Source organism: Prauserella halophila (genome assembly GCF_024171895.1).
GTDB classification, from domain to species: domain Bacteria; phylum Actinomycetota; class Actinomycetes; order Mycobacteriales; family Pseudonocardiaceae; genus Prauserella; species Prauserella halophila.
Map to the genome: position 1 here is coordinate 366,489 of NZ_JAMTCQ010000012.1, position 19,688 is coordinate 386,176.

Annotated in this window: 18 protein-coding genes; 16 read left to right on the forward strand and 2 right to left on the reverse strand. The window is 69.1% G+C overall.

What is annotated here, in order from left to right:
- Positions 1-66 precede the first annotated feature (66 nt).
- Positions 67-1,497 (forward strand): hypothetical protein, encoded by a 1,431-nt coding sequence (locus LY41_RS18925; RefSeq protein ID WP_253865431.1) that lies wholly within the window; start codon positions 67-69, stop codon positions 1,495-1,497.
- Positions 1,498-1,503: 6 nt separating this feature from the next.
- On the forward strand, positions 1,504-2,241 hold the full coding sequence (locus LY41_RS18930) for an ESX secretion-associated protein EspG (RefSeq protein ID WP_253865433.1): 738 nt from the start codon (positions 1,504-1,506) through the stop codon (positions 2,239-2,241).
- A 60-nt stretch (positions 2,242-2,301) separates the two neighbouring features.
- On the opposite strand, the gene LY41_RS18935 is transcribed toward LY41_RS18930, so the two are convergent.
- Together LY41_RS18935 and LY41_RS18940 are read right to left on the reverse strand one after the other, a co-directional pair.
- A complete protein-coding gene (locus tag LY41_RS18935; protein ID WP_253865435.1) occupies positions 2,302-3,840 on the reverse strand; it encodes a class I adenylate-forming enzyme family protein in 1,539 nt (512 codons plus the stop codon).
- Positions 3,841-4,067: 227 nt separating this feature from the next.
- On the reverse strand, positions 4,068-5,036 hold the full coding sequence (locus tag LY41_RS18940) for a phosphotriesterase family protein (RefSeq protein ID WP_301297284.1): 969 nt from the start codon (positions 5,034-5,036) through the stop codon (positions 4,068-4,070).
- Between the two features lie 124 nt (positions 5,037-5,160).
- Here LY41_RS18940 and LY41_RS18945 point away from each other — a divergent pair, with 124 nt between their 5' ends.
- The 14 genes from LY41_RS18945 to nuoK all read left to right on the forward strand — a co-directional run bounded on the left by LY41_RS18945 (position 5,161) and on the right by nuoK (position 19,669).
- Positions 5,161-5,766, forward strand: a complete 606-nt coding sequence (locus LY41_RS18945; RefSeq protein ID WP_253865438.1) for a QsdR family transcriptional regulator — start codon at positions 5,161-5,163, stop codon at positions 5,764-5,766.
- A gap of 110 nt (positions 5,767-5,876) precedes the next feature.
- On the forward strand, positions 5,877-6,620 hold the full coding sequence (locus LY41_RS18950; RefSeq protein WP_253865439.1) for a class I SAM-dependent methyltransferase: 744 nt from the start codon (positions 5,877-5,879) through the stop codon (positions 6,618-6,620).
- A complete protein-coding gene (locus LY41_RS18955; protein WP_253865441.1) occupies positions 6,617-7,888 on the forward strand; it encodes a geranylgeranyl reductase family protein in 1,272 nt (423 codons plus the stop codon). Before LY41_RS18950 ends, LY41_RS18955 begins: the two co-directional genes overlap by 4 nt.
- Positions 7,889-8,508: 620 nt before the next feature.
- Positions 8,509-8,916 carry an NADH-quinone oxidoreductase subunit A gene (locus LY41_RS18960; protein WP_253865584.1) on the forward strand — a complete coding sequence of 136 codons (408 nt, stop codon included), beginning with the start codon at positions 8,509-8,511 and terminating at the stop codon, positions 8,914-8,916.
- A 6-nt stretch (positions 8,917-8,922) separates the two neighbouring features.
- A complete protein-coding gene (locus tag LY41_RS18965; protein WP_253865443.1) occupies positions 8,923-9,471 on the forward strand; it encodes a NuoB/complex I 20 kDa subunit family protein in 549 nt (182 codons plus the stop codon).
- Positions 9,472-9,480: 9 nt separating this feature from the next.
- Positions 9,481-10,239: an NADH-quinone oxidoreductase subunit C gene (locus LY41_RS18970; protein WP_253865445.1), complete on the forward strand. Its 759-nt coding sequence runs from the start codon at positions 9,481-9,483 to the stop codon at positions 10,237-10,239.
- 151 nt (positions 10,240-10,390) lie between these two features.
- Entirely contained in the window at positions 10,391-11,764 is a 1,374-nt protein-coding gene (locus LY41_RS18975) for an NADH-quinone oxidoreductase subunit D (protein WP_253865446.1), read from the forward strand.
- Positions 11,761-12,525 (forward strand): NADH-quinone oxidoreductase subunit NuoE, encoded by a 765-nt coding sequence (gene nuoE, locus LY41_RS18980; RefSeq protein ID WP_253865447.1) that lies wholly within the window; start codon positions 11,761-11,763, stop codon positions 12,523-12,525. The genes LY41_RS18975 and nuoE overlap by 4 nt, the downstream gene beginning before the upstream one ends.
- 73 nt (positions 12,526-12,598) lie before the next feature.
- Complete coding sequence (gene nuoF / locus LY41_RS18985) at positions 12,599-13,957, forward strand: NADH-quinone oxidoreductase subunit NuoF (protein WP_253865448.1); 1,359 nt, start codon at positions 12,599-12,601, stop codon at positions 13,955-13,957.
- Positions 13,954-16,494 carry an NADH-quinone oxidoreductase subunit G gene (locus LY41_RS18990; RefSeq protein ID WP_253865450.1) on the forward strand — a complete coding sequence of 847 codons (2,541 nt, stop codon included), beginning with the start codon at positions 13,954-13,956 and terminating at the stop codon, positions 16,492-16,494. The genes nuoF and LY41_RS18990 overlap by 4 nt, the downstream gene beginning before the upstream one ends.
- Positions 16,494-17,876: an NADH-quinone oxidoreductase subunit NuoH gene (nuoH, locus tag LY41_RS18995; RefSeq protein ID WP_253865452.1), complete on the forward strand. Its 1,383-nt coding sequence runs from the start codon at positions 16,494-16,496 to the stop codon at positions 17,874-17,876. The genes LY41_RS18990 and nuoH overlap by 1 nt, the downstream gene beginning before the upstream one ends.
- On the forward strand, positions 17,863-18,429 hold the full coding sequence (nuoI, locus tag LY41_RS19000; protein ID WP_253865453.1) for an NADH-quinone oxidoreductase subunit NuoI: 567 nt from the start codon (positions 17,863-17,865) through the stop codon (positions 18,427-18,429). The genes nuoH and nuoI overlap by 14 nt, the downstream gene beginning before the upstream one ends.
- Complete coding sequence (locus LY41_RS19005) at positions 18,426-19,373, forward strand: NADH-quinone oxidoreductase subunit J (RefSeq protein ID WP_253865455.1); 948 nt, start codon at positions 18,426-18,428, stop codon at positions 19,371-19,373. The genes nuoI and LY41_RS19005 overlap by 4 nt, the downstream gene beginning before the upstream one ends.
- A complete protein-coding gene (gene nuoK / locus LY41_RS19010) occupies positions 19,370-19,669 on the forward strand; it encodes an NADH-quinone oxidoreductase subunit NuoK (RefSeq protein WP_183779849.1) in 300 nt (99 codons plus the stop codon). Before LY41_RS19005 ends, nuoK begins: the two co-directional genes overlap by 4 nt.
- The last annotated feature ends 19 nt before the right edge of the window (positions 19,670-19,688 follow it).

Below are 19,688 nucleotides of genomic sequence, written 5' to 3' on the forward strand. Positions count from 1 at the left end.
GGCATGATGTCCGTATCGAGGATTGCTGCGGGACGTCGAAGGGTCGCGGGGCATAGGGGGACCGTGATGGGGAAGTTGTTCGGATTACTGGACGAGCTGGACGTGCAGAAGGGCAAGGTCCTGCTGGAGCAGATCAACCCGTTCTCCGGGGCGATGGATGTGCACGAACTGGTGCGTCGAGTTCGCGAGGGGGACGCGGCGAAGTGGCAGACCACGGCCGAGGAGATGTCCGGCGTCGCGACCGCCAGTGACAACGCCGCCAACAAGGGGCGGGAGATGCTTCAGGCTCTGGAGAGTTCCTGGTCCGGGGCGGGCGCCGACGCCGCCTCCGAGGCCATCGGGTCCAGTATCAAGGTGACACAGGACGCGGCCGACCTCTACGGGCGCAATGCCGAGTACTTCACCTCGAACTCCGGGCAGTTCGAGGGCATCAAGAACCGGCTTCCCGACGTGCCCTCCAAGCCGCCCGAGACGGGCATGTGGGATTCCGTCACGCCGTGGGACACCGATGCCGAGGACGCGGCCAACCAGTACAAGGCGGATGTCGACGCGGTCCGGACGATGTACTCCGGCTACGAGGGCGATGTCCGCCAGTCCGCCTACGACATGCAGGCCGACTTCGGGCGGATCGAGGACCTCGGCGGCGACTTCGGCTCCTTCGAGCGCGGCGGGTCCGACTCCGGCGACGACTCGGGCTCGGGGGTCATCGACATTCCCGGCCCCGGTGACGGCGGCGGTGACACGGGCCGTCCGGTCGCTCCCGTCGGCCCGGTCGGCGGCGGCCCGGAGCCCAGTGACCGGTCCGTTCCGCCCGGTGACGGCTACCGGTCGTCGAACCCGGGCCCGACCCCGAACGATGACACCGGCACCTCCGGCTACACCCCGCCGAGCACGGTGACCCCGCCCGCGGCGAACTATCCGGGTCCGAACGCCCCCGGCGGTGTGCCGGGCAACACCGGTTTCGGTCCGAACGGCGGCACGTCCGGCACCACGGGCTTCGGTTCGACCGGTTTCGGCCCGAGGGGAACGCCGGGAACGAGCGGGTTCGGCCCCGGCGGCGGCTCGTCCAGCGGCGGCACGGGCGGACGCTCCTCGGCCCCCGGCATGGGACGTGCGGGCGGCTACTCCGGCGGCGCGGGCGGCGGTTATTCCGGCGCGGGCGGCGCGGGTGGCAGCGGCGCGCCCGGCTCCGGCGCGGCACCGGGCTCGGGCAGGATGACCGGCGCGTCCCCCGGTGGTTTCGGCCCGACGGGCTCCGGTGGTGCCGGCGCGGCCGGTGGTGCGGGTGCCGCTTCGTCCTCGGGCGGTGGCCGCGGCGGCATGATGGGCGGTATGGGCGGCGCGGGCCGTGGCGGCCAGGGCGGTGGTGACGAGGAGGAGCACCAGCGCAAGTACATCGCCGACACCGACGAGGCGTTCGACCTCACCGAGGGCGAGGAAGTGCTGCGCGATCCCGTCACCGGACACGTCGTCACCCCGCCCACCATCGGCGAGTAACCCCTCATGGCCGTCCTGACCCGACCCGTCGTGCTGCCACGGGAGATCCTGCTGCACGTGTGGGAACTCGAAGGGCTCGGCGAGACCCACCCCGTTCTCGGCGCGCGCACGAAATACGTGCCCATGGACCTCAAGGGCGGGACCGACCGCGCCTGCTTTTCCGCACTGGAACAGCTGGGACTCGCCGAGGGTGACACGCCCACCCGCGAATTCCGCGTCGCACTGCGCGTGCTGAACTCACCGGTCCGGGACCTGTACTGCTACAGCGAAACCGCCCACGGGAAACTCCAGTTCGCCGCCGCATCCGGCGGTGGCGTGACCGTCGGGGTGCAAGTGGACGGTGACCTGGTGACGCTGGCGACCACCGGCGAGGACGAGCTGATCGACGGATTTCTCTCCGAACTTCCCGAATTCCCGCCCGCGTCGGTCCCGCCGCTGCACACGACGAAACAGAATTTCGCGCAGCGCGACGAGAACCACGACATGTTCGCCGCGAAACAGAGCCCGGAAAAGCAACTCGAAAACGTGATGAAAGCGCCGCGGCTGGGCGTGCACCAGGTGTACGCCGGGGGCCGCACGTCCGACGGCGGCTACCGCAACAGCAAACCGTTCACCGTCGTCGACATCCGCGACCGGGGACGCGTCGTCACGTTCACCGACCCCGACGGCGGCCTCCACTGCCTGCCCGGCGATCACGGCACCCTGACGAACACGTTCCTCGCCACCTGGCAGTCGTTGCCCTGACCGGGGAGGCCGGACCGCCCTGCACCTGCCGGAACACGGAGCCGTTCGGCGGTCCGCTCCTCACCGCAGGGGATCGCCCCATTCGACGTCGCTGCGCAACCGGCTCTTGAGCAGCTTGCCGCCGGGATTCCGGGGCAGCGGCCGGTCGGAGACCACCACGTATTGCGGGAGCTTGAACTCGGCAAGCTGCTCGCGGCAGTGCTCGATCACCGCGTCGACGTCGACCCGTTCACCGCTGCCGTGGATCACTGCGCCGACCTTCTCACCCATCACTTCGTCGGACACGGCGACCACGGCCGCCTCGGCGACACCGGGCGCGTCCGCCAGTGCGGCTTCGACCTCGATGCTGGAGATGTTCTCGCCGCCCCGGTTGATGATGTCCTTGACCCGGTCGACGATGTGCACGCGCCCCGCGTCGTCGACGCGGACGACGTCGCCGGTGTGCAACCAACCGTCCACAATGGTCGCAGCATCGGCGTCGGGGCGGTTCCAGTAGCCACGGGTCACGTTGGCGCCGCGCGCCACCAGTTCGCCCACCGCGGGGTCGTCGCCGACGGGCACGATGCCGAGCCGCACCGACGGGACCGCGTACCCCACCGAGTCGGCGTGATCGACCGCGTCGTGATCGGGCAGGATCGTCATGAGCGAGGCTGTTTCGGTCATGCCGTACCCGTTGAACAGCTGCGCGCCGGGAAACGCCCGCTTGAGCGAGACCACCAGCGAGGGCTCGATCGGCGCTCCGCCGTAACCGACCCAGCGCACGCCCGAGACGTCCGCATCGGCGAAGGCATCGCGGCGCAGTGCCAACGCGTACACCGCGGGCACGGTGACCAGAAACGAGATGCGTTCCGCGGACACGGCGGAGATCAGCTCTCCGACATCCAGCGACGGCATGACGACCGCGGTGCCGCCGAGGTGGACGGCGGTCAGCAACTGCGAGTTGCAGCCCGTCACGTGGAACAGCGGCACCGAGATCAGCGTCCGCAGTTCCTCACCCACGTCGCGTGGGACCCCGAGGCAGTGAGCCATGTTCTCGGCGTTGGTCACGAACGCCTCGTGGGTGGTGGGCACTCCCTTGGGGTTGCCGGTCGTGCCGGAGGTGTAGAATAACGCGGCCACGTCGTCGGCCGTCGCATGCTCGGTGACGTACGGTTCGCCGTCGGGCAGCGGCGTGTCGGCAGCGAGGTCCACCGCCGTTCCCGCGTCGGACAGGACGAACTCGACCTCGGGCTGCGCCGAACGCGTGTTGACGGCGACCGCCACGGCGCCCGCCATCACCGTTCCCCAGAACGCCAGTACCCAGTTCGTGCCCGCGGCGTAGCGAACCGCCACGCGGTCACCCGGGCCGACACCGCGGGCCCACAGTCCTCCGGCGACGCGGGACGCACGCTCCCACAACTGCCGGTAGGTCAGCCGCTCCGCGCCCAGCTCCACCACGGCCTCGCTGTCCGGACGCGTGTCGACCTGCGTCCGGAGCAGGTCGAGCAGCGTTTCCGGCAGGTCGTCGTAGTGCGGCGCACCGTCGCGGCTCGACACGCCGTCGGCCGGGAAGGGGTTGTGGCGGCGGGGAATCTCGATCACTGCCGGGCTGGTAGCCATCGTCGCTGTCCTCCCTCGTCGGAGCCCGGCATCGTCGGCGACCGCGTTGCCGCACGGCTGCGTGTGACGGCACCCCGGCCGACGTGGCCGGTTCGAAGTTGCCGGTTCGAAGTGACACTTTCCGGAGCAAGCGCTGTCCGGAGCAAGTGCTGTCCGGAGCAAGTGCTGTCCGGAGCAAGCGCTGTCCGGAGCAAGCGCTGTCCGGGGTAGCACTGTCCGAAGTGGTCCTAGGCGAAGTATCGCCGCGGATTTCCCACCAGCATCGTGTCGATCTGTTCGTCGGTGACTCCGCGCTCACGCAGCGCCGGCAGCACGTCGTCGCTGATGTGCGTGTAGATCCAGTTGGGGACCGCCGCGGCCTTGTCCTCCTCGGAGAACCAGTCGATGAAGCACGAGGCGTCGTGCGAGAGCACCATCTTCTCGGCATAGCCGCGCTTGGCGAGTTCGGCCACGGTGTCGACGCGCTGCTGGAACGGCAGCAGCACGTCCAGTCCGAATCGGTCCATGCCGAGGTACGACCCCGCGTCGGCCAGCGCGCACAGGTGATCCAGGTCGGTGCTGTCGCCCGAGTGCCCGATGACGACCTTGCTCAGGTCCACGCCCTCCTCGGCGAGCACCTTCTGCGCGACCAGCCCCGACTGGGTGTGGACGTTGGTGTGCACGGTGATCGGCACGCCCGTCTCGACGTGTGCCTGTCCGACCGCGCGCATCACGCGTTCCACGCCCGGGGTCAGGCCCTGCTCCTCGATGGCGCACTTCAACAGCCCGGCCTTGACCCGGGTGTCGGCGATTCCCTCGCGAATATCGGTCACGAACAGCTCGACCATCGGCTCCGGCCGGTCGAACAGCAGCCCCGGACCCGTGTGGTGGAACTGGAACGGGACGTCGTTGTAGGTGTACAAGCCGGTCGCGGCGATGATGTTGATGTCGACCTGCTCGTTGATCCGCTGAATGCGCGGGATGTAACGGCCGAGGCCGATCACGGTGGGGTCGACGATCGTGTCGATGCCCCGGGACTTGCACTGCTGCAGTTTGTCGACCGCGTCCGCGACCCGGCGGTCCTCGTCCCAGCGGTTCGGATAGTCCGGGTAGTTCTGCCGCATCTCCTCGCCCAGCACGAACACGTGCTCGTGCATGAGCGTGTTCCCCAGCCGATCGACGGGTATCGGACCGCGGACGCTCGGGACCTCCGTCAACTGAATGCCTCCTCGTTGAAGCGCACGATGCACCGCGGATCATGTATCGCGGATCGCAGCGGGACAGTCGGCAAGTTTGTCCCGCTACTGACACAGAGTCAAGATTTGTCTCATACTTGATCGCATGGGCGACCTGCAGAACCGGTCGGGCGCACGCCTCGGCACCCGGCTGAGCCGACGGGCCGTCATCGACGCCGCGACCCGGCACTATCTGGCCTGCTCACCGTTGGACATGTCCGCGCTCGCCACCGAACTCGGCATCGGCCGCTCCACGCTCTACCGGCTGGCCGGCAACCGCGAAGAACTCGTCGCCACCGTGCTGGCCGAGCAGACCGACCTCACGTTCCGCCGCACGGCCGACCGCGTCGCCACGGCCGAGACCGGAGCCGACCGCGTGCTCGCCGTGCTGGAGCGGTTCATGCGCGCCGTGTCCGACGCGGCGCCCCTGCAAGCGCTGTCGAAGCGGGAGCCGTTGCTGTTCGTCCGCGTCGCGCTGATGCCGGGGCCCGTCGAGCACACGTCGACCCGGCTCGTCGCCGAGCTGCTGACGCAGGAGCACGCCGCAGGCAGGCTGGAACTGACGCTGCCGCCGGACGTCCTCGGACAAGCCGTCATCCGCATGTGCGATGCGCACCTCTACGCCCCGCTGCTCGGCAAGCCCGAGCCCGAGATCGACACCGCGCTCGACCTGGCCGCCGCGCTGCTCGGCATCACCCCGCGTACCCCGTAGACCTCGGGTACTCGGCGGCCGCGCCGCACGTGCCGCGTGGCCGGGCTGCCGGCCCTTCGCCCACCACCACCCAAGGAGACACGCTCCGCGTGGCCACCTAAGCTCCAACCATGTCTCGTGCGTCGCTGGACAAGGACCCTCGCGAGGTCGCCGCCATGTTCGACGGTGTTGCGGCCGGCTACGACCGTGCCAACTCGGTCATGACCTTCGGTTTCGACCGGCGCTGGCGGGCCACGACGGCCGGAGCCCTGGACGCACGCGAAGGCGAGCGGGTGCTCGACCTCGCCGCAGGCACCGGCGTGTCCACCGAGGAGTACGCCCGTGACGGCGCCTGGTGCGTCGCCGCCGACTTCTCACTCCAGATGCTCCGCAACGGCCGCGACCGGGGCCTTCCGATGGTCGCCGCCGATGCCCTCACCCTGCCGTTCGCCGACGAGTCGTTCGATGCCGCGACGGTCACCTTCGGGCTGCGCAACTTCGTCGACACGAAGGCCGCGCTCGTCGAGATCATGCGGGTCGTCAAACCCGGCGGCAGGCTCGTGATCTGTGAGGTGTCGACGCCGACGTTCGCGCCGATCCGGTTCGTCTACCGCAAGATCGTGCTGCGGCTGCTGACGTGGCTCGGCCGCCGCGCCGCATCCAACCCGGAGGCGTACGGCTACCTCGCCGAATCCATGCTGACCTGGCACGACCAGCGGTCGTTGGGCGAGGTCATCGCCTCGGCGGGCTGGACGAAGGTCGAATGGCTCAACCTCACCTTCGGCGCCGTCGCCCTGCACCGGGCCCGCAAACCCGAGCCCGAACAGCCACCGGCGCCCGAGCCGGCAGGCAGCCCTGCCAAAATCGACCCATGACTCAGGATGCCGAGGTCATCGTCGTCGGAGCGGGACCGGCGGGCTCGACCGTCGCCACGTACCTCGCCCGTGCGGGCGTGGACGTGCTGCTGTTGGAGAAGACCACGTTCCCGCGCGAGAAGGTGTGCGGTGACGGGCTGACCCCGCGCGGGGTCAAGCAGCTGATCGACCTCGGCCTGGACCTGAGCCCGGAGGCGGGCTGGACGTTCAGCAAGGGTCTGCGGATCATCACCGGCGACCTGCACCTGCAGCTCGACTGGCCCGACCTGACGAGCTACCCGCCGTACGGGGTGTCCCGCACCCGCCACGACTTCGACGAGCTCCTCGCGCGCACCGCCGTCGACGCGGGCGCGCGGCTGCAGGAACGCACCACGGTCACCGGCGCGCTCACCGACGAACGCACCGGTCGCGTCGTCGGCGTCGAAGGCAAGGCAGGCCCCGACAAACAGCCGGTGAGCTACCGCGCCCCGCTCGTGCTCGCGTGCGACGGCGTGTCCGCGCGCCTGGCGCTGTCGGTCGGCATCGAGAAGAGCGACAACCGCCCGATGGGCGTCGCCGTCCGCCGCTACTACACGAGCCCGCGGCACAACGAGGAGTACATCGAGGGCCACCTCGAACTGTGGGACCGCGCCGACCCGGCGAACCCGAAACTGCTGCCCGGCTACGGGTGGGCCTTCCCGCTCGGTGACGGCACGGTCAACGTCGGGCTGGGCATGCTGTCGACGTCGGGGTCGTTCCGCAACATCAACTACCGGAAGCTGCTGCGTTCCTGGCTCGACAGTACGCCCGAGGAATGGGGCTACCGCGAGGAGAACGCCGTCGGCAAGGTCGGCGGTGCCGGACTGCCGATGGGCTTCAATCGCACGCCGCACTACCGCGACGGGCTGCTGTTGCTCGGCGACGCGGGCGGCATGGTCAGCCCGTTCAACGGCGAGGGCATCTCGGCCGCGATGGAGTCCGCACAACTGGCGGCCGAGCACGTCGTGCAGGCCCTCGCCCGCCCGGAGGGGCCGTCGCGGGAGCGTGCGCTCGCCGGCTACCCGCGTGCCGTGGCCGACCTGATGGGTGGCTACTACCGGCTGGGCAACACGTTCGCCAAGCTCATCGGCAAGCCGAAGGTCATGCGTGCCGCCACGAAGTACGGGCTGCGCGTCAACCCGATCATTCCGCTCGTCTACAAGGGCCTGTCGGGCTGCTTCGACGAGAAGGGCGGCGACGCCGTCGATCGCATCATCGCCGCGGCCTCGCGCGTGACGCCGAGCGCCTGAACCGCCCGGCCGCGACCCCTCGCGGCCCGGCGTGCGGCGTGGCATTCATCACGTCCGATTTCATGATCGACATGGCCACTGCCGTCGGTGATCCTTTTGTGCTGGTGATGGCCGGTGCGGCCGTCGATGACGGCGGGGATCAGCCCCACGACTTAGGTCTGCCTCAGTCGTCAGGGATCTGCCGGGGGCTAGCGACACCGTGTGACTCGCGTCCTACACTGACCCCATGCTTTGTGAAGCGGTTCACAACCACTTAGAGATGCTTGTGAACGATTTCACGACGTCAGTGCGTCGCGTGCCACCACGGGCGCATGCACGGGCGTGCAGATCGCTGTGATCTGCACCGCCGGGAGCGTGGCAGGGGCGTAGTCCGCGTCACGGCCACCGGCGGACCGGCAGTACCCACAACGCCGACACACCCAACAACGCCGAAACACCCAACAGCGCCGACACACCCAACAGCGTCGACAAACCCAACTACGTCCGAACGCAACGTCGCGGAAAGGATGGTGCCCGCAGTGAACGTCACGTTCGCGCCGGCCGGATTCGCTTCGGCGAGCCGGGCTCCGGCCGAGCACGCGCCGGCAGGCCCGGGTCTCACCGAGACCCCGGCCGATCAGGTGCTGGCCGGCGGGCAGCTGCTGGCCCAGGATGCGGCGGCCGGCATCGGGATCTACCTGCCCCTGGTGTTGCTGATCGTTCTCGCGACCGGGTTCGGAGTGGTCTCGGTGCTGCTGGGCCCGCTCGTCGGCCCGAGCCGCTACAACAAGGCGAAGACGACCGCCTACGAATGCGGGATCGAACCGTCGCCGCAGCCGATCGCGGGCGCGGGCCGGATGCCCGTCGCCTACTACGTCACGGCGATGCTGTTCATCCTCTTCGACATCGAGATGGTCTTCCTCTTCCCGTACGCCATCGCCGCGGACGCGCTCGGGTTGTGGGGGCTCGGCGCCGTGGCGCTGTTCATCGCGACGTTCTTCATCGCCGACTTCTACGTGTGGCGCCGCGGCGGCCTGGATTGGAACTGATGCGCCATGGGTCTTGAGGAGAAACTCCCCAACGGAATCCTGCTCGCCTCGCTCGAGGGCGTCGTCAACTGGGCGCGCAAGAACTCGATGTGGCCGGCGACGTTCGGCCTCGCGTGCTGTGCCATCGAGATGATGACCAGCGGCGGGTCGCGCTACGACCTCGCGCGCTTCGGCATGGAGCGCTTCAGCGCCACGCCCCGGCAGGCGGACCTGATGATCGTCGCGGGCCGTGTGACGCAGAAGATGGCGCCGGTCCTGCGGCAGATCTACGACCAGATGGCCGAGCCGCGCTGGGTGCTCGCGATGGGCGTGTGCGCCTCATCGGGCGGCATGTTCAACAACTACGCGGTCGTGCAGGGCGTCGACCACATCGTGCCGGTCGACATGTACCTGCCCGGTTGCCCGCCGCGGCCGGAGATGCTGCTCGACGCGATTCTCAAGCTGCACGCGAAGGTCCAGGACGAACCGATCAACGCCCGCCGTGCGCAGTTGCGCGCCGAGAGCGGTGCCGAGACGGAGATCATCCCGTCGTCCGTCAAGTACGCGAAGAAGTAGGGCGAGGCCATGGCTGACGAGGACACGCAGAACCCACGGACCGGCGGGGAGAACTCGAGCGCCGAACGCCCCGAGTCCGGTCTCGAGCCGCACGGCTCCGAGCCCGCCCGGGTGGTTGCCGGTCACGAGCGCAGGGGCATGTTCGGCGTCTCCGGCAGCGGTGACACGTCGGGCTACGGCGGACTGCGCCTGCCCGCGTACTCGCCGCCGCCCGCGGAACGTCCCTACGGCGGCTGGTTCGACGACTTCGCCGACGAGTTCTACGCCGCGCTCGCCGAGAACGGTATTCCGGTGGAGGCGATCCTGCAGGTGACCGTCGACCGTGGCGAGATCACCTTCTACGTCGACCGGGAGCACCTCGTCGCGATCTGCCGGGTGCTGCGCGACGACGAGGGGCTGCGCTTCGAGATGTGCAGTTCGCTGTCCGGTGTGGACTACGGCGAGGACGTGCCGCAACGGCTGCACTCGGTGTATCACCTGCTGTCGATGACCTACCGGCGCCGCATTCGCCTCGAGGTCACGATGGACATCGAGGACCCCCACGTGCCGTCCGTCGTGGACGTCTACCCGACGGCGGACTGGCACGAGCGCGAGGCCTACGACATGTTCGGCATCGTCTACGACGGCCACCCCGCGCTGACCCGCATCCTCATGCCCGACGACTGGGAAGGGCATCCGCAGCGCAAGGACTACCCGCTCGGTGGGATTCCCGTGGAGTACAAGGGCGCGGAGATCCCGCCGCCGGACACGCGGAGGTCGTACTCGTGAGCTTTCCGCCGAAGTACGTGTTCCCGCTGGAGGCGCGGAGGACACCGCCGAAGTATGTGTTCCCGCTGGAGGCGCGGAGGACACCGCCGAAGTACGTGTTCCCGCTGGAGGCGCGGAAAACACCGCCCGTTTCTTGCCCGCTGGAGGCGCCATGACCACTAGCGACCACATCGCCGACGTGTCCACGGGCACGGACACGACTCCGGAGGGTTCGGACAGCACGCCGTACGCCGAGCCGCGGGAGACCACCGAGGGCCCGGTCTACACCGTCAGCGGTGGTGACTGGGACGACGTGCTCTCCGATGCGTCCCACGACGAGCGCATGGTCATCAACATGGGCCCGCAGCACCCGTCGACGCACGGTGTGCTGCGCCTGGTGCTGGAGATGGAGGGCGAGACCGTCACGCAGCTCCGGTCGGTGATCGGTTATCTGCACACGGGTATCGAGAAGAACTGCGAGTACCGCAACTGGACGCAGGGCGTCACGTTCGTGACGCGCATGGACTACCTGTCTCCGCTGTTCAACGAGATGGGCTACTGCCTCGCGGTGGAGAAGCTGCTCGAGCTCGAGGTGCCGCGCCGTGCGCAGTTGTTGCGGGTGCTGCTCATGGAGATCAACCGCATCGGGTCGCACTTCGTCTACATCGCCACCGGCGGCATGGAGCTCGGTGCCACGACGGCGATGACGCTGGGTTTCCGCGAGCGCGAGGAGGTACTGCACCTGCTCGAGCACCTGACGGGTCTGCGGATGAACCACGCGTTCATCCGTCCCGGTGGGCTGGCGCAGGACATGCCGGAGGACTTCGTCGAGAAGGTCACCGAGTTCTGCGAGCTCATGGACGAGCGGCTGCCGCTCTACGACAAGCTCTTCACCGGTCAGCCGATCTGGCGCAACCGGCTCAAGGGTGTGGGGTACCTGCCGCTCGACGCGTGCCTGGCGCTCGGCGTGACCGGCCCGGTGCTGCGGTCGGCCGGGGTGGCGTGGGATCTGCGTAAGACCGATCCGTACTCCTGTTACGAGGAGTTCGACTTCGAGGTGCCGACGTCGACGGATGCCGACTGCTGGGCCCGGTATCTGCTGCGGGTCGAGGAGATGCGCCAGTCGTTGCGGATCATCCGGCAGGTCCTCGAGAAGCTCGAGCCCGGTCCGGTGATGGTCGAGGACCGCAAGGTCGCCTGGCCGGCGCAGCTGTCGGTCTCCAGTGACGGCATGGGCAACTCGCTCGAGCACGTCCGCAAGATCATGGGCCAGTCGATGGAGTCGCTGATTCACCACTTCAAGCTGGTCACCGAGGGGTTCCGGGTGCCGCCGGGTCAGGTGTACTCGACGGTCGAGTCGCCGCGCGGCGAGCTCGGGTTCCATCTCGTCTCCGACGGCGGGACGCGCCCGATGCGGGTGCACACGCGCGAACCGAGTTTCGTGAATCTCCAGGCGATGCCGGCGATGTCGGAGGGCGGCCTGGTCGCCGACGTCATCGCGGCCGTCGCATCGATCGATCCGGTGATGGGGGGAGTGGACCGATGAGCAGCGGTACCCCGAACGACGACACCCCGAGCACGGCGACCCGGTTCGGCGAGGACACGGTCGCCGACGCGCGCGAGCTGATCGGCCGGTACCCGCAGTCGCGGTCCGCACTGTTGCCGCTGCTGCACCTGGTGCAGTCCGTCGAGGGACACGTCAGCCAGGAGGGCATGGCGTTCTGCGCCGAGCAGCTCGGACTGTCGGAAGCCGAGGTCGCGGCCGTCGCGACGTTCTACACGATGTACAAGCGCAAGCCGTGCGGTGAGCATCTGGTGAGCGTGTGCACGAACACGCTGTGCGCGGCGATGGGCGGCGACGCGATCTACAAGCGGCTGCAGCAGCACCTCGGTTCCGACGGTGCGCCGCTCGGCCACGAGGAGGTCGCGGGTACGCCCGGCGAGAGTGGTTCGCTCATGCTCGAGCACGCCGAATGTCTCGCCGCGTGCGACCTGGCCCCGGTGTTGCAGGTCAACTACGAGTACTTCGACAACCAGACCGAGGCGGGCGCGGTCGAACTCGTCGACGCGTTGCGGCGCGGCGACAAGCCGCATCCGACCCGCGGGGCTCCGCTGTCGGATTTCAAGACCGTGGAGCGGCAGCTGGCAGGCCTGCTGCCGGAGGACGACGACGAGTTCTGGACCGATGTGGACGGACCGTCGCAGGCCGTCGAGACGATGCGTGGCGCCCAGCTGGCCGCGGACCGCAGCTGGACGGCACCCGCGGCGCCCGAGGACGTGCCGCTGCCGGAGGTGGAGGCGAAATGAACGACCATCGCGCATGTCCCGTTCATGGAGCCGACCGGGTGCGGGTGTCCCGCAGGACACGGGTGGAGGCGAAATGAGTACCCCGGAGAACGCTCCGTTGACGCCGGTGCTCACGAGGCGGTGGTTGTCGCCGCAGTCGTGGCGGTTGGAGACGTACGAGAAGCTCGAGGGCTACACGGCGGTGCGGAAGGCGCTGAGCGCCTCGCCGGAGCAGGTCATCCAGCTGGTGAAGGATGCTGGCCTGCGCGGTCGCGGCGGTGCGGGTTTCCCGGCGGGCGTGAAGTGGGGCTTCATGCCGACCGGTGACGACAAGCCGCACTACCTGGTGATCAACGCCGACGAGGGCGAACCGGGCACGTGCAAGGACATTCCGCTGATGATGGCGGATCCGCACGCGCTCCTCGAAGGCTGCATCATCGCGGCGTACGCGATGCGTTCGCACCATTGCTTCATCTACATCCGCGGTGAGGCGCTGCACCCGATGCGCAGGCTGTACGCGGCGGTGCGCGAGGCGAAACAGGCGGGCTACCTGGGTCACGACATTCTCGGCTCGGGATTCGACCTGGAGATCACGGTGCATGCGGGTGCGGGCGCGTACATCTGCGGTGAGGAGACGGCGCTGCTCGACTCCCTCGAGGGCCGTCGCGGTCAGCCGCGGCTCAAGCCGCCGTTCCCGGCCGCGTCGGGGCTGTACGCGGCGCCGACGACGGTCAACAACGTCGAGACGATCGCGACGGTGCCGTCGGTGATCAACGGTGGTTCCGAGTGGTTCCGCGCGATGGGCAGCGAGAAGTCGCCCGGCCCGAAGATCTACTCGATCTCCGGTCACGTCGAGCGTCCCGGTCAGTACGAGGCTCCGCTGGGCACGACGCTGCGGGAGCTGCTCGAACTGTGCGGCGGGATGAAAGACGGCATTCCGCTGAAGTTCTGGACGCCGGGTGGTTCGTCGACGCCGCTGTTCACCGCCGACCACCTGGATGTGCCGCTGGATTTCGAAGGCGCCGCGGAGGCCGGGTCGATGCTGGGCACGACGGCGGTGCAGGTGTTCAACGAGACCGTGTCGGTGCCGTGGGCCGCGATGAAGTGGACGCAGTTCTACGAGCACGAGTCCTGCGGCAAGTGCACGCCGTGCCGCGAGGGCACGTTCTGGCTGGCGCAGGTGCTGGAGCGCATGGTCGACGGCCGGGGCAGTGAGCAGGACATCGACACGCTGCTCGACGTCTGCGACAACATCGGCGGCCGTTCGTTCTGCGCGCTCGGCGACGCGGCGGTGAGCCCGATCCAGAGCGGTATCAAGTACTTCCGTGACGAGTTCCTCGCGCTGTGCGAGTCGAACAGGCCCGCGCAGGGGGACGGGGCGGCCGAGTCCCGGGACCCCGTGTCGCAGGGCAGTGATTCCCAGGCCGCGCAACCGGTTGGAGCACAGGCATGACCGTGGCACCGGAGTTCTCCGATGTGGACGTACCGGAGGGGTACGTCAAGCTCACCGTCGACGGCGAGGAGGTCGTCGCGCCGAAGGGCGAGCTGCTGATCCGCACCGCCGAGCGACTCGGCACGGTGATCCCGCGGTTCTGCGACCATCCACTGCTCGACCCGGCCGGCGCGTGCCGCCAGTGCCTGGTCGAGGTGGAGATGAACGGCCGTGCGATGCCGAAGCCGCAGGCCTCGTGCACGATGACGGTCGCCGACGGCATGGTCGTCAAGACGCAGGTGACGTCGGAGGTCGCCGACAAGGCGCAGCAGGGTGTGATGGAGCTGCTGCTCATCAACCACCCGCTGGACTGCCCGATCTGCGACAAGGGCGGGGAATGCCCGCTGCAGAACCAGGCGATGGCCCACGGCCGGACCGATTCGCGCTTCGTCGACAAGAAGCGCACGTTCCCGAAGCCGTTGCCGATCTCGTCGCAGGTGCTGCTCGACCGGGAGCGTTGCGTGCTGTGCCAGCGGTGCACCCGGTTCTCCGACCAGATCGCGGGTGATCCGTTCATCGAGCTACTCGAACGCGGTTCCCACCAGCAGATCGGCACCGCGGAGACGGCGGATGTGCTCGACGCCGCGTCGCACACCTCGAGCGGCCAGCCGTTCCAGTCGTACTTCTCGGGCAACACCATCCAGATCTGCCCGGTCGGCGCGCTGACCAGCTCCCAGTACCGGTTCCGCTCGCGTCCGTTCGACCTGGTCTCGACGCCGAGTGTGTGCGAGCACTGCTCGTCCGGCTGTGCCGAGCGGACGGACTTCCGCCGCGGCAAGGTGATGCGCAAGCTCGCGGGCGAGGACCCGGACGTCAACGAGGAGTGGATCTGCGACAAGGGCAGGTTCGCCTTCCGGTACGCGGCGGCCGAGCAGCGCATCCGCAGGCCGTTGGTGCGCAGCGCCGAGACGGGCGAACTGGAAGAGGTCTCGTGGACGGAGGCGCTCCGGGCGGCTGCCGACGGGCTGGTGAAGGCGCGTGACGGCAAGGGTGCCGGGGTGCTTCCCGGTGGCCGCGTGACGCTCGAGGACGCCTACTCCTACGGCAAGTTCGCGCGCATGGCGCTGCGCACGCACGACGTCGATCACCGCGCACGGGCGCATTCGGACGAGGAGCTGGACTTCCTCGCCTCCCGGGTCGTGAGTGACGGTGGTCCGGCCGGCGGCGGTGTGACGTTCGCCGACCTGGAGGCCGCGCCGGTCGCGCTGTGTGTCGCGTTCGAACCGGAGGAGGAGTCGCCCGCCGTCTTCCTGCGGTTGCGCAAGGGCGCCCGCGCGGGTGACGTCAAGGTGGTCCACATCGGACAGTGGGCGTCGCCCGCGGTGGACAAGACGTTCGGCGAACTGCTCGCGTGCCCGCCCGGCGGCGAGGCGGATGCGGTCGAGGGCATCGCCGAGCACGCACCCGACCTCGACGAGGCGCTGCGCGCCGACGGGGCGGTCGTGCTGGTCGGCGAACGCGCCGCCGAGGTGCCGGGCCTGCCGACGGCGCTGCACCACCTGGCCGAACGCACCGGTGCTCGCCTCGCGTGGATCCCGCGCAGGGCGGGTGAACGCGGCGCCGTCGAGGCCGGGACACTGCCGACGCTGTTGCCGGGCGGACGGCCCGTCGCCGACGCCGACGCCCGCGCCGAGGTGGAACGCCACTGGGGCCTCGAGGCCGGGACGCTGCCCGCGGAGCCGGGACGCGACGTGACGGGCATGCTGAACGCGATCGTCACCCGCGACCTGGGCGGACTGCTCGTCGGCGGCGTCGACCTCGACGACCTGCCCGACCCGGCCCTGGCCCGCAAGGCGTTCGACGCGGCCGAGTTCGTCGTGTCGCTGGAGCTGCTGCCGAGCACGGTCACGCCGTACGCCGACGTGGTGCTGCCGATCGCTCCGGTCGACGAGAAGGGCGGCACGTTCGTCAACTGGGAGGGCCGCCGCAGGCCGTTCACCGTGACGCTCGACGGCACCGGTGCGCTGACCGACTGCCGGGTGCTCGACACGCTCGGCGTCGAGATGGACACCGACCTGTTCACCCAGACACCCGACGCCGCACTCGGCGACCTCGACCGACTCGGCGCCCCGAAGGGAACAGGCGCCGCGAAGGGAACATCTGGGGCGTTGAGCGCCCCAAAGGGCACCTTGGGGGCGCTCAACGCCCCGAAGGTGCCCTTGGGGGCACCAACTGCTCCGCCGACGCCGGGGTCGGGGCAGGCGCTGCTGGCCACGTGGCGGCAGCTCGTCGACGACGGGTCGCTGCAGATCGACGAACCCGCGCTGGCCGGCACCGCGCGACGTGTCGTCGCCCGCATGTCGCGGGCGACCGCCGACGGGCTCGGCGACCACGTGACGGTGTCGACCGGCCGCGGATCGGTGACGTTGCCCGTCGAGATCACCGACATGCCCGACGGTGTCGTCTGGCTGCCGGGGAACGCGCCGGATGCGAAACTCCGCGCCACACTCGGTGCCGGGCACGGCGCGGTCGTCGACATCGCCGGGGGTGACCGGTGATGACCCCGTTTCTCGCGCAGGCGGCCACCGAGCCGATCAACCGGGCGGAACTGCTCGCCGACGACCCGTTGTGGCTGATCCTGCTCAAAGCCGTCGTGGTCATGCTGATCGGCCCGATCTTCACGGTCGTGCTCATCGTCGGTGAGCGCAAGACCGTCGGCCGCATGCAGAACCGGACCGGCCCGAACCGGGTGGGGCCGTTCGGCATGCTGCAGTCCCTCGCCGACGCGGTGAAACTGCCGTTCAAGGAACAGGTCATCCCCGACACGGCCGACCGGAAGATCTACTTCCTCGCGCCCGTGCTCGCGGTGGTTCCCGCGCTGATCGGCCTCGCCGCGATCCCGTTCGGCGGCGAGGTGACGATCTTCGGTGAACGCACCGTGCTGCAGCTGATCGAACTGCCCGTGAGCGTGCTGCTCGTGCTGGCCGGCGCCTCGATCGGCGTGTACGGGATCGTGCTCGGCGGCTGGGCCTCCGGTTCGCCGTACCCGCTGCTCGGCGGGCTGCGGTCGGCGGCGCAGGTCATCTCGTACGAGATCGCGATGGGCCTGTCGATCATCGGCGTGGTGCTGTACTCGCAGTCGATGGCCACCAGCGGCATCGTCGCGGCCCAGGCCGAGGGCGGCTGGTACTTCTACTTGCTGTTGCCGAGCTTCGTCATCTACATGATCTCGATGGTCGGCGAGACCAACCGGGCCCCGTTCGACCTGCCGGAGGCAGAATCCGAGCTCGTCGGCGGGTTCCACACCGAGTACAGCTCGATGAAGTTCGCGATGTTCTTCCTCGCCGAGTACTCCAACATGGTGATCGTCTCGGCGTTCGCGACGACGTTGTTCCTCGGCGGCGGCATGTTCCCGCTGGCCGGGGCCGACGCCGCGATCAACCAGGGCTGGTGGCCCGCCCTGTGGTTCCTGGCGAAGATGTGCGTGATCCTGTTCGGCTTCATCTGGCTGCGCGGCACGCTCCCGCGGTTCCGCTACGACCAGTTCATGAAGCTCGGCTGGAAGGTGCTCGTGCCGGCCGCGCTGGTGTGGCTGCTGCTGATCGCCACCGTCCGCGCGCTGCGCAACGCCAGCGACGTCTCCACCGGCCAGATCCTGATCATCGGCGGCGTGGCGATCGTCGTGGTCGTGCTGCTGATGCTGCTCATCCCGGAAAAGGAGATCCCCGACGACGAGGGAGTCGTGACGACCACCGGTGGCGGGCATCCGGTGCCCCCGCTGGATCTGAAGGTCCCGGAGACCACGCCGCGCAGGAAGGCTCTCGACGCGAAGCGCAGGTCCGAGGAGAAGCAGCAGACGGAGTTGACTTCGTCGACGGCGGGCTCGCCGGGTGCGCCCGGCGGAGGCTCGAAGGAAGGAGAGTCCCATGGGGATCTTTGATCCGGTCAAGGGATTCGGCGTCACCTTCGGGATGATGTTCAAGAAGGTGGCCACGGAGGAGTACCCGGAGATCGGCGCTCCCGCCGCGCCGCGGTACCACGGCAGGCACCAGCTGAACCGCCATCCCGACGGGCTCGAGAAGTGTGTCGGCTGTGAGCTGTGCGCGTGGGCGTGCCCTGCGGACGCGATCTTCGTCGAGGGCGGTGACAACACCGAGGAGGAGCGGTACTCGCCCGGTGAACGCTACGGCGCCGACTACCAGATCAACTACCTGCGCTGCATCGGCTGCGGACTGTGCGTCGAGGCGTGCCCCACGCGGTCTCTCACGATGATCAACTTCTACGAGCTCGCCGACGACAACCGGCAGGACCTCATCTGGACCAAGGAGGATCTGCTCGCACCGCTGCTGCCCGGCATGGAGCAGCCGCCGCACCCGATGCGCCTCGGTGACAACGAGCAGGACTACTACGTGGGCGGTCCCGCCCTCGCCCGCGGTCGCGGTGTGCCGGAACAGGAGACCGTGGAGACCGACACCGAGGAGGCGGTCCGATGACCGCGGGGACGCCGCTGGTGCTGGCTCAGGCCGGGACCGACGCGATGGTGTCCACCGGTGAGGCCGTCGCGTTCTGGATACTCGGCCCGGTCGCGGTGGCGGGCGCGCTCTGCATGATCTTCGCGCGCAACGCGGTGCACTCGGCCCTGTGGCTCGTGATGACGATGCTGTCGCTGGGGATGCTCTACATGCTCCAGCAGGCGCCGTTCCTGGGATTCACGCAGATCATCGTCTACACCGGCGCGATCATGATGCTGTTCCTGTTCGTGCTGATGATGGTCGGCAGGGAGTCCTCGGACTCGGTGCTGGAAGTCCTGCGTGGACAGCGGCTCGTGGCGGCGGTGCTCGGTATCGGCATCGCGGGCGTGCTCGCGGGTGCGCTCACCCGTGCGCTGACCGAGGTGCCGGCCGCACCCGCGATGAACCCGTGGACCCCCGAGGGCGGCGGTGCCGGTGGTCTGGCCCGCGTGATCTTCCAGGACTACCTGTTCCCCTTCGAGCTCACGTCGGCACTGCTGATCACCGCTGCGGTGGGCGCGATGGTTCTCGCATTCACCGACCGGCATTCGAAGCAGGGCAGGCGCAGCCAGCGCGACCTCGTCGAGGCGCGGTTCCGCGGCGAGTACGAACGCCCCTCGCCCAAGCCCGGGCCCGGCGTGTATGCGACGTCCAACTCCGTGGCGACCCCCGCGCTGCTGCCCGACGGATCGATCGCGCCGGAATCGCTGTCCGACCTCATCGAGTCGACCCCGACGGCGCAGTTGCAGGCTCACCGCAAGCAGCTCGCGAGCCGCGAGACGGGACCGGACACACACGCGCTCGTCGGCGGCGAACCGCGCGACGGCTCCGGCGACGGTGACGATGCCGGCGACGGCGACGCCGCTGCCGACGATGCGGCGAAGGGCACGGAGGACGCGGTGACGGCCACGGAGGACAAGGCATGACCCCGACGTACTACCTGCTGCTGTCGGCGCTGCTGTTCAGCATCGGCGCGGTCGGTGTGCTGGTGCGGCGCAACGCGATCGTCGTGTTCATGTGCATCGAGCTGATGCTCAACGCCGTGAACCTCTCGCTCGTCACGTTCGCGCGCATCAACGCCGACATCGACGGACAGGTCATGGCGTTCTTCGTGATGGTCGTGGCCGCAGCGGAGGTCGTGGTCGGACTGGCCATCATCATGGCCATCTTCCGCACCCGCCGCTCCGCCTCCATCGACGACACCAACCTGCTGAAGTACTGAACAGGCCTAGGGCGAGAGA